Consider the following 14217-nt stretch of genomic DNA (forward strand, 5'->3'; position numbering starts at 1 on the left):
GAGACATAACTCAAGCCGATCTCGTCAAGGCGCATTGATGCAGATCAAGGCCGATGCTGGCCGGGGAGTCGACGATGCGTTCCGACGTCTTGATCTTCTGATGCTGGTGTGAGGTTGGAGCATCTGAATACGTCAAGCGCGTTCAATTTTGAAGGAAGGGTACCATGCTGCAGAACATTCACAGCATTCTGATTGGACTAACCGAAGAGGGCGATGCCGAGGAGCGCTCCACCGCCTTGGCCTACGGACTCTCACTGGCCCGTACGGCTGGCGCTCATGTCACGGTCCAGGCTGCCTCGCTGAAGCTGACAGTCACCCATGCCTTCATCAGCACCTTCGCAGAAGGGCTCGTGGCAGCCGAGAACCGCCGCCTGGATGCCTTGGCACATAGTGTTGCGGAAACGTCTCACCGGGCGGCGGCCGCATCGGGGGTCGCCTGCACGACGCAGGCACCGCATTTGGGCTATACTGCCTTGGTCAAGAGCTTCACCTCTCTGGCTCGGACCCATGATCTGACCGTTCTGGACTCCGAGCCGATTTCGCTCGCCGTTGACCGAGGGCTGATCGAGGCGGTGCTTACGGACAGCGGGCGGCCTCTCATCATCGTTCCCCAGGGTTGTGAGGTGTTTGCGGGAGAACGGATCATCGTGGCGTGGGATGGAAGCGCAAAGGCGGCGCGTGCTCTGAATGATGCCCTGCCCTTCCTGCGGGCCGCCTCGCAGGTCGAGGTGGTGAGCGTCACAGGCGAGAAGGACCTGACGAACACCGTCCCGGGAGCCGAGATTGCTCCCCATCTCGCGCGCCACGGTGTCAAGGTGAATGTCCTGTCCCTGCCCGTCCAGGATGGCGATGTGGCCGAGACGCTGCGCAATCATGCGCGCCTGACGCGGGCCGATATGATCGTGATGGGCGCCTATGTGCATTCGCGCCTGCGGCAGATGATGCTCGGCGGTACCACGCAGTCCCTGCTCAAGGACTGCCCTGTGCCTCTCTTCATGTCTTATTGAGCCAGCGGCGGGATGTTTGTACGAAACGTCCCGCCTTGAACGCCCTATCCCTGAATGGATTGCAGGTAAGCGAGCAGATCATTGATTTGGGCCGGATCGAGTTCGAACTGCGGCATCGACGGGTGGCCGGTTGTGATGCCCTCGGCAAAAGCCTCCGCCAGATCCTCGATTGGATAGAGGGTATGAAGCGTCCGGAACGGGGGCGCCTCGGGAATGGGGCTGTTGCCGAAGCGGCCGATGGCGTGACATTGGGAGCAGTTGGTCTGCGCAAAGGTGAACCCGCGCTGCACGCGTCCGGATTGGGCCATCGCAGCCGATGAGCCAAGCGCCAGTGCGACGCAAAGGAGAGTGAGCCGCTTCATCATGGATGCTCCTCTGCTCTGGCAGGCTCAGCCTGTTTCACGGAGGTCACCTGGAAGGTATGGGGCTTCTCGTCATCGTCCTGGATCGTGACGTATTCACCCTCGGCGAAGCGATGCTGATGGAGGCGATAGCCTGCCTCCTCATCGCCGGGACGGTCCTGGTTGTAGTCGATCATCCAGGTTGCCCCGCCGGATCCACCCGGGCGGTGGATCAGAATACCATGCCGCTCCCCCTCACCGGCCCAGAACCGCCGAACCCGGCAATAGGCCCGTTTGCCCGCCCATTCTTCTTGGTTCAGATGCCCCTGTGCATCGAGAGGCGCGGTGATCTCGTAGCCGTGGCGCAGGCTGCCCTCTGGAAACTCTCTGCTGCGGGCCAGCTGAAGTGTGACGTGGTAAAGCATGTCTCCCTCCCGGGTTCAGGGCGCGTCTGAAGCGAATCTCGCCATTGTGGCAAAGCTTAGAGACACGCCCCAGGACAGCCTTGATCCCGATCAAATCGTGTCGAAGCGGGAACGGAAGGTTAGTGGACCTACTCCTTGGAACCATCTTCCAAAGCATTCCGGATGCGCCGGATGATAACTCCTCTGGAGCTTTTGTCGGCGGCCTGGACGGCCTCGTTGATGTCGAGAAGCAACTTCGCATAGTCGTTGTGCCTATCCCGATGGCCAGCGCTTGAACTCGGCAGCCGCGGCTCTTGGCGGTTCATGCGCAACTCAGGTCATAAACATCATCAACCTCAGGAATGAGCGCATCCGGCGCCTGCTCCGGGCCAGCAAACGACGATTGTAGCGCCTTCAGCGCTGGATCCTCTCTGTGAAGCGGACCTTGATCTCCTCGCTATGGATCCGGACTTTCGATGTGCCGTCCTGAAGGATGCGCCCGAGGGTGCATTGCGCCTGGAAGCCGACGAAGCGAACTGTAGCCTCGTCTTTCCAGAGCCAAGCCTCATAGCGAGCGCGGAAGCCAGGGGCGACCTCCTGCCAATGGCTCTAAGCCACGGCGAGGAATTGCCTGAGGCATGCGTGGCGTCCTCCTCTGTGTAGGTCGGAGACACCGTGTCCTGCCCACGGCGGCTGTTGCGCCGGTCCGATTGGTCGATCTCCATCTCCTGGATATAGCCGGAGTCCGAGAGCCGGACCGGCCATACCGCCCGTGGCATAGATCGGCCCATCGAAGCCGGCTTTCAGCAGCTTCGGCACGACGCCGCTGTGGTCGATGTGCGCATAGGTCAGGCAGAGCGGATCAATGCCGGACGCGCGGAAGGGGAAGTGCTGGTAGTTGAGTTCCCGTTCGGTGTTCGAGCCTTGAGACATTGATGAGGAACTCGTGGACGAGGACCACAAGCTTGCCGGTGGCCTGGGGTTGCTGCCCCAGTTGGCGGGTCGACCGAGATATTGCAGGCTCCTGATATCGGAAGTGCCGAGGGAAATTCCCCGCCGTTTCAAACTGTCCGCAATGCGCCCGTCATCTAATGAATCCGCCATGTCTCAGAAGTGCCAGAAGTTCACATCGTGCTGATGTCTTAGACCTCAGCTCAGGTCTTGCCTCTGCGCCTTGTTCTTGAGCCAATGCTCGACGGGTGTTGCGAGTACCGTGGTCAGGACTATGACGGCCGCGCCGAGGCACAGCGATAGTGATGGAACCTCGTCAAAGTAGATCCAGCCTGCAAAACCCGAGAAGATGATGGACAGGTATCCGATGGGCGCCAGAAGCCGCGCCTCCTGCTTCTGGTAGGCCTGGAGCCAGCAATACTGTCCGACTTGGGCCAGGATCCCGATCAGGATGATGCTCGGTGCCTCAGCCCATGAAATCGGCACCCAGACGAGGGCCGCCGGAATGGATGTCAGGAGTGTCAGGCCCACCGTGTAGAATAGCATCAGAACGACCGTGTCCTCACCGGCAAGACGGCGCGTCTGCACCACGGAGAGAGCGCCGAAGAACACGGAGCCGAAAGCGGCGAGAAGGCCGACGTTCCAGGGGATCTCGTCGGGCCGCAGCATGACGATGACACCCACAAAGCCCAGAGCCGTGAGCGCATAGCGGATCCGGCTCACCCTCTCCCCGAGCAGAACTGCCGCCATGGCCAGCAGGATCAGGGGACGGGTGTAGCCGATGGCGGTGACGAGGGCGAGCGGGAGGGCCGCGAACGCTGCGAAGTTGCAGGTCAGCGCCGTGGAGTTGAAGGCGACGCGCACCAGATGGCTGCGGATGTTCGACAGTTGCGCCAGCTTGGCACGGTGGCGCCACATGAGCGGCGCCACGCCCAGGAACCCGACGAGAGAGCGCAGGAAGACGAGCTGGACTGCCGGATAGATGTCGCCCTTCGCCTTGACCATGGCCTGCATGACGGTCACCAGGCTCATGTCGAGCAACAGCCATCCCGCGCTGCTCCACAGGGAGACTGCGGAGCCCGCCGGCCGGCTTTCGTCCTCGACCGCCATCCGCTCAGGCTGGCTGAACGAGGTTGGCGAGCAGGCGGAACGCGCCGGGAACTAGCTTGTCGAGTTGGTGGTGCAGCACGAGCGACACATGGGTGTGCCGCCCACGTCCGATTCTAGCCGAGATCAGGGATCCCTTGAGCGGGTTCTCGCCAGGATCGCTCACGGCCAGCAGCTCCTCGTAGACAGCATCGTACTCCGCCGCGAAGTAGAGGCCCCTTTCCTTGTCCCAGCCCTGCCAGTCTCTAGCGTCGATTCGGTTTGGGGCGGTCAGCAGAGGATGTTCCGGGTCCAGGATCGTGACGGGAGCGGCAGGATCGGTCACGCGCCAGCGCAGTGACGGTGAGCCGATGACGAGGCGGCGCGGCGGTGTGGTTGCAGGGTCCCACGCATCGGTGGGGCGGTGGTAGAGCGTCACCAGATGGCCGCCGTCCTCCACGAAGCGGTGCAGCCGCACCGTCGCATCCCGGAGGTCGCGCCTGAGACCGAAGGCGAAGATGCCGACGACAATTGTCGTGAAGGCGGAAAGCGAACCCGCCGTCAGTTCGGCCTCCCCGAGATCCGTCACGTCGAGGCCGAGACGACGCAAATGGGTGCCGACATTGTCGCTCCCTCCGCCTACATAGCCGATACGGGCTCCGGCCGGGAGAGCAACGTCGAGCGAGAGGACCTTCAGCTCCGCTGGCGCGATGATCGATGTCGGTCGAATGTGCGGATAGGCAATGGTCCGCATCGAACTCGCCGGCCTGCCGTTCACAATGGGTACGAGCGTCACAATGCCAGCGCCCACGTCATGGGGCGGCACGGCAAGCCAGTCGCTTCCCTCCTGGTGAACAGTCCACCCCACTGATGCCTGCCAATCCATCGGCTCGGCTCCCACCGCTCGCACCCGGATACCGGAGGCGGGCTCTCCTGTCTTGATGAGTGCCACCGCAGGATCGAGAGACAGGGAGTGACGCGGCCCGATCTTCAAGGGCTCTTCCGGATCGAGATCGACCGCGATCCTGCGTGTTCCGACCCTTCCCGTGATGCGAAGGCCGGCCTCGCCGTTGCCGCCCAGCGGATCGAAGGATTCAGGATAGTTCCCCGTATGAGGCGCCGATTCAGCGATCGCGATTTCATACTGCACGTGCCCTGGTTCGTCGCGGGCCGCGGTGGCGTCGACGCCTGCGGGAAGGCGGGGCGCCGTGGTGACGTCGGAAAGTTCGCGCGCGTCGAGATGCACCTGCAGGGCCACCCGCGCGCCTGGATGCGCGGATCCGGTGAACACGGCTCGGGCCGTGTTGACGCTGGCTTCGAAGAGAGCCGCATCAATCTCCCGCAGCTTCCGGTCGAGGCGATGGCCTACTTGGCGCAGCGCCTCCTCGCCCAAGTCTTTTCGAGCTTCCTCGATCCGACACGCCGCGCCGTCCAGCGCTTCGACAATTCGGGAACGGTTCGGGAAGGCCGCGATGGCGGCCTCGATCTGCGCCTGCGCGTCCCGCAGGGCCGCGGCCGTCGAACCGGTCAAGCCTGTCATGGCCGCAATGTCGCCCAGCGTTGCAGGAAGGTGATCACGAATGTCATTCTCGGGCCCGGCCTCGCCTCCGGCCCGGACCTTGAGGTGCAGTTTCCAGCGATCAGCCGGCCTGTCCCGCCACATGCCCATGCCCTGGGACGAGTGCGCGGCACGCGACCACTCGCCGAGTTGCTTGTAGGCAAGGCCCGTTACCTCGTCAGGACCAGCAGCTTGGAGGTTCAGCGTCGCTGGCGGTGGGGGCACCTCATCGTCATAGGCGTAGCCTGCGCCCGACCAAGCCGGGAGGTAGTACTTGGACACCTGCCAGGGAAGGAGGCCGGATGCGCTATGCTCCGGAAAGGCAGACGGATCGGCCGCGAGGGCGAGGGCCGTCTCCGCCGCGCGGGTCATGGCGCGGTGGTGGCCGTGCTGGCCCGGCACGTCTAGGAAGGTCGGAATGACGATGTCCGGACGGTAGCGGCGATAGGCGCGCACGAGGCGCTCGACGATGCGCTCCTCGCCCCAGCGACGGAGCGTGTCGTCGCCGTTCTTCGAGAATCCGAAATCGTGGACCGGGTCGTCGGGACCATGGCCGAGCCACGCCACGTCCGCATCCATGCGGCGCGCGGCCTCTTCCATCTCAGCCGTACGCAGTACGCCGAGAACGCCGCCCCGCTCGGGCCCAAGCGCATTCTGCCCTCCCTCGCCCCGGGTGGAGCAGGCTACTACGACTCGCATGCCGTAGGCGAAGCGCAGGGCCGACAGCATCCCGTTGATCTCGTCATCCGGATGCGCACCGGTGTTCATGACCGTCAGAACGGAATTCAGCCGGCTGAGGGCTCGATGTGTGCGGACAAGGGCCGGCTGATGGACAGCGTGGGCCAAACGGCTGTGATCATCCAACAAGTGCGATCTCCTCGTTCATCGGTTCGCGCGCGGCCGCCTGAGCGGTGTCGAGCCGAGGTGTCATGGCTTCGAGGATCGGCAGCGCTGCGGCGCCGAGTGCCGCCGTGAACCGCCCCGTGCGGCCATGGATCAGGCGCGCTTCGCTCCGGTTCCTGCGTCGCGCAACGGACAGGGGCAGCGGTTGCATGGCCTTCGTGAGATCTTCCAGGAGACCTGGCGGCAAAGCACCGCCGATGACGACAGCCTCGGGATCGAAGAGGTTTTCGAGCATGGCAACCTGAGGCGCGAGATAACCGGCCGCCTCCTCGATCCATTCTGCGATTATCGGGTGCCGCTCGCCATGCAACTGCTCCAAGCGCGTGTAGTCGATCCCCAGAATTCCTGCCGCGGAAAGCTTTTCGGCAAGAGCCTGCACGGAGGCGTAGGCCTCAAGACAGCCGTGCTGGCCACAAGAGCAAAGGCGCCCGTCCCTTTGGATCAGCACGTGCCCGATCTCACCCGCGTTTCCGTTTGCGCCTCGGTAAGGGCGCCCGTCGATCAGGATGCCGAGGCCGAGCCCTTGCCCGAAATAGATCAGACAGAAATTCTTGAGATCCTTGGCTGCGCCGTGAAGGCGCTCCCCGACGGCTGCGGCAGTGGCATCGTTCTCGAGCGTGACGGGCGCCGCGAGCATTTGACCTATGGTGGCCACTGCATCGAAATCTGCCCACCCTGACAGCGTCGTGGGGCCGACTGAAGTCATGCCTTCCACATTGAACGGACCCGGCATCACCACCCCGACCCCGAGAAGCTGCGGCACGGGGGATTTCAGCTGAGCCTGTGCAGCGGCGATCTCGGCCTTGATGACGGGCAGCACGGTATCAGGATCGTTGCGTGGGATTGTGACCGTGCGCTGCGCCCGGACGCGCCCACCGATGTCCACCAGGAGCGTGGAAACGTGGTCGGCTGCAATCTCGATGCCGGCGGTCATCCCGCCGTTCGGATTGACCGCGAACTGGATCGGCGGCAGTCCACGTCCGGCCCTTAGTCGCCCAGTCTTGATGAGAAGGCCATCGGCAACGAGGTCATCGACGATGTTCGAAACGGCCTGGGTGCTCAGGTGCGCATGGCGCGAGATCTCGGTGCGCCCAACAGGACCAAGCTGGCGCACGACGTCGAGCACCACGCGGCGGTTGTGGGAGCGGTTGCGCTCCGGATTGCTGCCGATCGTCGAGCGTACCCCGGCCTTGGATTTTCTCGGCATCTCCAAACTCCAGGCTGTAACAATGACCCGGTGAATGGAATAACTCAAGTGAATTATCTTATTGACAGCTCGTTAAGTCTAAGGGAGCCTTGAGGTTGGATCGGCCACAAAGGCCGGCACCAGAGAAGGATCGGCGCCCAGCGCCAGCAAGAACGGAGAGGGACATGCGTTTAGGTCATATGCTCGCAAGCGTTGCCTTGGGCTTCGCCACCCTGGCCTCCACCGGCGCCAAGGCCGTCGAGATCGAATACTGGCAATATGTGTTCGACACCCGGGTCAAGGCGATGAACCAGCTCATCGCCAAGTTCCAGGAGGCGAACCGGGATATCAAGGTCAAGCAGACCACCTTCCCCTACGCCGATTACCAGACCAAGGTCGCGGCCGCGATTCTGGCAGGCCAGGGACCTGACGTCGTGCAGCTGTTCTACGGCTGGACCGACAATTTCATCGCCGGCAAGATGATCCGTCCCTTGCGCGCCGAAGCCTTCCCGGTCGCCGAGATCCAGCGCGATTTCTTCCCAATCGTAAGCGCCATGAAGCGCGGCAACGATTATTACGGCCTGCCGACCGCGGTGCGCTCGCTGGCCCTCTTCTACAACAAGAAGGCTTTCAAGGACGCCGGCCTCGACCCCAACAATCCGCCGAAGACAATCGACGAGCTCGTGGCTGCCGCCGAGAAGACGGTGAAGCGCGACGGCAGCGGCAACATCGTCTCCGCCGGCATGACGCTCGACATGGGTGGGCAGGACCATCAATGGTGGCGCGAGGTGCTGATCCGTCAGTTCGGCGGCGCTCCTTACACGGAGAACGACACCAAGGTCGCCTACAACGACGAGGCTGGCCTGAAGGCGCTCACCTTCTACACGGACCTGCAGAAGAAGCATAAGGTCGGTCAAGCCGGCTTCATGGATGAGGGACAGGCCGCCTTCCGTGCGGGCCTTGCCGCCATGACGATCGATGGAACCTTCCGCCTCGGCTCCTTCGGTACGATCAAAGCATTCGAATGGGGAGTGACCGAGCTTCCCGCCAACGCCCAAGGCGTGCGCAGCAACTATGCGAGCTACTTCGCCAACGCCATCACCACGAAGGCGGAGGGCGAGAAGCTGGCGGCGGCCGAGAAGTTCCTGAAATACGTCTCCTCACCCGAGGCCATGAAGGTCTGGATGGAAGTCGTGGGCGAGTTGCCGGCCCGACGTGATGTGGCGTTGACGCCCGAGAATGTTGCGCACCCTGTCTACGGCCCGTTCCTCAAGGGCCTCGAATATGCCCACACCACCCTGTTCAAAGACGAGGCGGCCCAGCGCCAAGTGGCCATCGACATGGCCAACCGCGTGCTGATCGGCGGCGAGGACCCCAAGACCTCCCTCGCCAAGGCCGCGGAGGCCGAGCAGGCAATCATCGACCGCGCCAAGCGCTAATCCACGCCCGCGAGGAAGCAGCGCATGTCCGCCGTCTCACATCGGGAGGCCGCCTCCGGCGGCCTCTGGTCGAGGATGAGCCTCGGCCAGAAGCAGGTGATCTGGGCGTGGAGCTTTCTCGCGGTTCCACTCGTCTTCTACGTAGTCATCCGCTTCTGGCCGACCTTCCAGGCCTTCTACCTGTCGGCAACGGATTGGACGATCACCAAGCCCGCCGCCTTCGTCGGTCTAGAAAACTACTGGAGACTGTTCGAGGATCCGCTGTTCTGGCAGGTATTCCGCAACACCTTCATGTACCTGATCCTCGGCACCCCGATCAGCCTGCTGATCTCCTTCGTGGTCGCCTACTACCTCGATCGCGTGCGGTTCATGCATTCCTTCATCCGCGCGCTCTACTTTCTGCCCTTCCTCACCACTGCAGCGGCGATGGCCTGGGTCTGGCGCTGGTTCTACCAGCCCGTTCCCATCGGGGTGATCAACGATGTTCTTTCCAGCTTCGGCATCCCGCAGCAGCCGTTCCTGCGCTCCACCTCGCAGGCGCTGCCGGCCGTACTTGCGCCCGCGGTCTGGGCAGGCCTCGGCTTCCAGATCATCATCTTCCTCGCGGGGCTCAGGGCCATTCCCGTCACCTACTACGAAGCCGCGCGCATCGACGGCCTTTCGGAAGGCGCGATCCTCCGTAGGATCACGCTGCCGCTGCTCAAACCGACCCTCGTGTTCCTGGTCGTGTTCTCGTCCATCGGCTTCCTGCGCATCTTCGACCAGGTCTACAACATCAACACGAACGATCCCGGCGGGCCGCTGAACTCCACCAAGCCCCTGGTGTTGATGATCTATCAGACCGCCTTCAGCTCCTACGAAATGGGATACGCGGCTGCGCAGACCGTGGTGCTGTTCGTGATCCTTCTCGTGATCTCCCTCGTCCAGTTGCGCCTCATGAGGGACCGCTGATGAAAGCCGCCGCATCCCCACCGGGCCTTGTGATGCCACATATCCGGCCGGGCCGGATCCTTGCCTGGACGCTCCTGTTCATCGGCGGCGTCATCATGGTGACGCCCCTGCTCTTCATGCTCTCGACTTCCCTAAAGGACGCCTCGCAGGTTTATGATCTGCGCGTCATTCCCGAGGCGCCGACCCTCGACAACTACATCGAAATCCTCGGCGACGGACGCTTCACGCGCTGGCTCATCAACTCGACCATTGTGGCGGTGATCGTCACCCTGTCGAACGTGTTCTTCGATAGCCTCGTCGGCTATACGCTGGCGAAGTTCCGCTTCCGCGGCCGCTACATCGTCTTCATCGCGATCCTGTCTACCCTGATGATACCGACCGAGATGCTGGTCCTGCCCTGGTATCTCATGGCGAGCCAGTTCGGCTGGATCGACAGCTACTGGGGCATCATGTTCCCAGGGATGATGACGGCCTTCGGCACCTTCCTGATGAAGCAGTTCTTTGAAGGCGTACCGGACGACTTCCTGGAGGCGGCCAGGATCGACGGGCTCAACGAGTTCACCATCTGGTGGAAGATCGCCATGCCGCTGGTCACTCCAGCCCTTTCGGCGCTCGCCATCTTCACGTTCCTCGGCAATTGGACGGCATTCTTCTGGCCTCTCATCGTGACCACGAGCGCCGAACTCTACACCCTGCCCGTCGGGCTCTCGAGCTTCGCGGTCGAGCAATCGATCCAATGGGAGAAGATCATGACGGGCGCGAGCATCGCGACCCTTCCGACCCTCATTATCTTCCTGTTTCTCCAGCGTTACATCGTCCGCGGCGTGATGCTCGCCGGGCTGAAAGGCTGAGCCGATGACTGCAGGCCCCTACAACGACGGCTCCGTATTCCCCAATCCGGTCTACAAAGAAACCGTTCTGCGTCCGCTCTTCGATGGCGCGAAGGATCATCATGTCGAGGGCTTCCGCCGGATCGACAGGGCTCATCTGGTGATGCTGCACGAGACCGGCATCCTGTCGATCGAGCAGGCACGTCCAATTGCCCAGGCGCTTGAGGCGATTGACCGCGAGGTGGATGTCAGCACCCTCACATACACGGGAGAAGTCGAGGACTTCTTCTTCCTTATCGAGAAGGAACTGCGTGCGCGGCTCGGACCGGATCTGGCAGGCCGCCTGCACACCGCGCGCTCGCGCAACGACATTGACCATACCTTGTTCAAGCTTCGTCTCAAGCACCGGATCGACCTCCTGCTGGAGCGTCTCGTCCGCCTTGCCGAGACCCTGGCGTCGGTCGCCGAGCGGGAGAGCAGCACGCTCATCGTTGCCTATACCCACGGCCAGCCGGCGCAGCCGACCGTCTTTGGACACTACCTTGCGGCGATGCTGGAAACCCTGCTGCGCGACATCGCGCGGCTGGAGGCGGCGCGTGACATCGTGGACCGCAGCCCCATGGGAGCCGCCGCCATCACCACGAGCGGCTTTCCCATCGACAGAGACCTGATAGCGCGGCTTCTCGGCTTCAGCCGTCCCCTGCAGAACTCCTATGGCTGCATCGCGTCGATCGACTATATCACCTCGACTTATTCCGCCATCGAGCTGGTTTTCCTGCATCTCGGCCGCTTCATCCAAGATCTGCAGTTCTGGACGAGCTTCGAAGTCGGCCAAGTCTATGTGCCCAACGCCTTCGTGCAGATCAGCTCGATCATGCCGCAGAAGCGCAATCCCGTTCCTATCGAGCACATGCGCCACCTTGCCTCCCAGACGGTCGGGCGGGCGCAGGCCATGCTCACGATCATGCATAATACGCCGTTCACCGATATGAACGATAGCGAGGGCGAAAGTCAGGGCTTCGGATACGGCGCTTTTGAGAGCGGCGGGCGCGTGCTCGACTTGCTCACGGCCCTGGTACCGGCGCTGCGCATCAATCCCGACCGGGTGCGTCAGAACATCCGCCGCAGTTGCATCACGGTGACGGAACTCGCCGACAGCCTCGTCCGCCGTGAGGGACTTTCGTTCCGGGAGGCTCATGAGATTGCGGCATCCGTCGCCCGCGCCGTCGTGGCCATCGAGGGTGACATCGGGATCGACGGCTACGAGGCTTTCCGAAAGGCTTTCGAGCACTGCACCGGACGTTCGACGATCATCGACAAGGATCAGTTTGCTGAAATCGTTTCGCCCGAGAACTTCGTCGCTGTACGCGACCGGTTCGGTGGACCGGCGCCTGGGGCGCTCTCCCTGGCCATCGCTGCCTACAATGATGAGATATCCGGCATTCGCACACGTATGCAGAACGCGGCGCAGCGCGAGCAGACCTCTGCACGTGACCTTCAATCCCGTTTCACAGCACTTCTGGGAGCCCAGTAATGGCGACCATTGACCTCGATCACCTCGTCAAACGCTACGGGCCTACCACTGTCGTCCATGGGATCGACCTGTCGGTTCATGACGGCGAATTCGTCGTCCTCGTAGGCCCTTCGGGCTGCGGCAAGTCGACGACGCTCAGGATGATCGCCGGACTTGAGGAAATCAGCGGCGGCGAGATTCGGATCGACGGGCGTGTCGTCAACGATCTCCAGCCCAGGGATCGGAACATTGCCATGGTGTTCCAGAACTATGCCATCTATCCGCACGTGACAGTCGCCGACAACATCGCTTTCGGTCTCTACCGCTCCAAGCTCTCGAAGAGCGAGAAACGTCAGCGCGTCGAGCAGGCTGCCGAAACGCTCGGCCTTTCCCAGCTCCTGGATCGCCGCCCTTCGGCGCTGTCCGGCGGCCAGCGCCAGCGTGTCGCCATCGGCCGCGCCATGGTGCGGGACCCTGCCGCATTCCTGTTTGACGAGCCTCTTTCCAACCTTGACGCCCAACTGCGCACCCAGATGCGGATCGAGATCAAACGGCTCCACCACAGGCTCGGCACGACCTCGGTGTTCGTCACGCACGATCAGGTCGAGGCCATGACCATGGCCGACCGGATCGTGGTCATGCGCGACGGCAGGATCCTGCAGGTGGGTACGCCCCTTGATCTCTACGAGAACCCGGTCGATGTATTCACCGCCCGCTTTATCGGCAGCCCGACGATGAACCTAGTGCCGGCATCCCTTCGGGACGGCGGAGCGGATCTGTCACTCGGCGGATCCGTTCAGGTTCCGCAGGCAACCGCAACCACCGCCGACATCCTTGTTGGGGCACGCCCACAGGATCTTGTCCCAGGCAGCGCCGGTGTGCCGGGGCTGACCGTCTCGGGCACGGTGGCGGTGGTGGAAACCCTCGGCTCGGAGACCCTCGTGCACATCGAGAGCGCGGGTCAGACCATCATCGGCTCCGCCCCGGGTCGACAGATCCCACAGATCGGCGAGCATCTAACACTCCATGCTCCGGCAGAGCGCCTCTATTATTTCGACAAGGCCACCGAGAAAGCGCTGGCAGCCCGATGACCGGAACGCCCACTGACCGCGGCAAGGTCCTATGCCTTGGGCGGACCTACTGCGACATCATCTTCACCGGCCTGCACGAGATGCCGACGCTAGGCCGCGAGAGGTTTGCAGACAACGTGACCATCGCGGCCGGAGGTGGGGCCTATATCACGGCAGCGCATCTCGCCTCTCTCGGGCGGCCGGCGGCCCTCCTCTCCCGCCTCGGTTCGGACCCACTCTCCCAAAGCCTCAACCCGGAACTCGAAGCCAGCGGGATCGACCTGTCGTTTGTCGAGCGGTCACCTGACGCCGGACCTCAGCCGACGGTGGCCCTGGTCAGACACGGGGAAAGAGCCTTCGTGTCCCGGCGTGCCGGGGGCTCACGTCCGGCGACGCTGGAGCAGGCACTCTCGGCCCCTGATGTCGCCCATCTGCACATCGCGGAATTTGCTACCCTCAAGGATACTCCGGACGTGATCGCTTTGGCTCGCAGTTTCGGCCTGACGATCTCCCTTGACCCGAGCTGGGACGATGAACTGATCCGCCGCGACTCCGACTTCTTCGAGATCTGCGAAGGGATCGACCTGCTGCTTCCGAATGTCGAGGAGGGAAAGGCGCTGACGGGAGAAAGCGCGGACGACGCTATCCTGGAGAGCCTGCGAGAGCGCTTTCCATTGGTGGTGCTCAAGCGCGGCGAGCGCGGTGCGGTGGCGTCCTGCGGATCGATCTGTGTCTCTGCTGAAGCGCCTCGGGTGAATGTTGTCGATACGACTGGAGCGGGTGATGCCTTCAACGCAGGCTTTTTGCACTCCTGGCTCAGCACCTCAGACCTCGAGAGCAGCTTGGCGGCCGGAATTAAAGCCGGGGGATTGTCTGTCCAATCGGCCGGAGGAGCCCCACCGCGCATGTCATGATCGGGTGTGACGCAGCCGATGCCCTCCTGACTGCGGAACAGGTTGAGATCTGACCCTCTGAAGC

At 62.9% G+C, this 14217-nt stretch carries 13 protein-coding genes; 7 read left to right on the forward strand and 6 right to left on the reverse strand.

The genetic code is table 11. The annotated features are described in order from the left end of the window. Nucleotides 1–164 precede the first annotated feature (164 nt). Entirely contained in the window at nt 165–1007 is an 843-nt protein-coding gene (locus MA07_RS15030) for a universal stress protein (RefSeq protein WP_036352373.1), read from the forward strand. 44 nt (nt 1008–1051) lie between these two features. Here MA07_RS15030 and MA07_RS15035 read toward each other — a convergent pair whose 3' ends face one another. The 6 genes from MA07_RS15035 to MA07_RS15060 all read right to left on the reverse strand — a co-directional run bounded on the left by MA07_RS15035 (nt 1052) and on the right by MA07_RS15060 (nt 7457). Then, entirely contained in the window at nt 1052–1369 is a 318-nt protein-coding gene (locus MA07_RS15035) for a cytochrome c (RefSeq protein WP_036352516.1), read from the reverse strand. Beyond that, nucleotides 1369–1773: a hypothetical protein gene (locus MA07_RS15040; protein ID WP_036352375.1), complete on the reverse strand. Its 405-nt coding sequence runs from the start codon at nt 1771–1773 to the stop codon at nt 1369–1371. Before MA07_RS15040 ends, MA07_RS15035 begins: the two co-directional genes overlap by 1 nt. A gap of 588 nt (nt 1774–2361) precedes the next feature. After that, nucleotides 2362–2685: a hypothetical protein gene (locus tag MA07_RS15045; RefSeq protein ID WP_036352378.1), complete on the reverse strand. Its 324-nt coding sequence runs from the start codon at nt 2683–2685 to the stop codon at nt 2362–2364. Between the two features lie 216 nt (nt 2686–2901). Then, nucleotides 2902–3813, reverse strand: coding sequence for a DMT family transporter (locus MA07_RS15050; RefSeq protein WP_036352381.1), 912 nt, complete (start codon nt 3811–3813; stop codon nt 2902–2904). A gap of 4 nt (nt 3814–3817) precedes the next feature. Beyond that, on the reverse strand, nt 3818–6115 hold the full coding sequence (locus tag MA07_RS15055; RefSeq protein ID WP_200879380.1) for a PIG-L family deacetylase: 2298 nt from the start codon (nt 6113–6115) through the stop codon (nt 3818–3820). 88 nt (nt 6116–6203) lie between these two features. Beyond that, a complete protein-coding gene (locus MA07_RS15060; protein ID WP_036352387.1) occupies nt 6204–7457 on the reverse strand; it encodes an ROK family transcriptional regulator in 1254 nt (417 codons plus the stop codon). A gap of 164 nt (nt 7458–7621) precedes the next feature. On the opposite strand from MA07_RS15060, the gene MA07_RS15065 reads away from it, so the two are divergent. The 6 genes from MA07_RS15065 to MA07_RS15090 are packed head-to-tail and all read left to right on the forward strand — an operon-like array spanning nt 7622 to nt 14153. Further along, on the forward strand, nt 7622–8875 hold the full coding sequence (locus MA07_RS15065; RefSeq protein WP_036352391.1) for an extracellular solute-binding protein: 1254 nt from the start codon (nt 7622–7624) through the stop codon (nt 8873–8875). A gap of 24 nt (nt 8876–8899) precedes the next feature. After that, nucleotides 8900–9826, forward strand: coding sequence for a sugar ABC transporter permease (locus MA07_RS15070; RefSeq protein ID WP_036352394.1), 927 nt, complete (start codon nt 8900–8902; stop codon nt 9824–9826). After that, entirely contained in the window at nt 9826–10677 is an 852-nt protein-coding gene (locus tag MA07_RS15075; protein ID WP_036352397.1) for a carbohydrate ABC transporter permease, read from the forward strand. Before MA07_RS15070 ends, MA07_RS15075 begins: the two co-directional genes overlap by 1 nt. A 4-nt stretch (nt 10678–10681) precedes the next feature. Further along, complete coding sequence (gene argH / locus MA07_RS15080) at nt 10682–12190, forward strand: argininosuccinate lyase (protein WP_036352400.1); 1509 nt, start codon at nt 10682–10684, stop codon at nt 12188–12190. Beyond that, on the forward strand, nt 12190–13260 hold the full coding sequence (ugpC, locus tag MA07_RS15085) for a sn-glycerol-3-phosphate ABC transporter ATP-binding protein UgpC (protein WP_036352402.1): 1071 nt from the start codon (nt 12190–12192) through the stop codon (nt 13258–13260). The genes argH and ugpC overlap by 1 nt, the downstream gene beginning before the upstream one ends. Continuing rightward, a complete protein-coding gene (locus MA07_RS15090) occupies nt 13257–14153 on the forward strand; it encodes a sugar kinase (RefSeq protein ID WP_036352405.1) in 897 nt (298 codons plus the stop codon). The genes ugpC and MA07_RS15090 overlap by 4 nt, the downstream gene beginning before the upstream one ends. The last annotated feature ends 64 nt before the right edge of the window (nt 14154–14217 follow it).

The organism is Microvirga sp. BSC39 (assembly GCF_000739015.1).
In the GTDB taxonomy this organism is placed as follows: Bacteria; Pseudomonadota; Alphaproteobacteria; order Rhizobiales; family Beijerinckiaceae; genus Microvirga.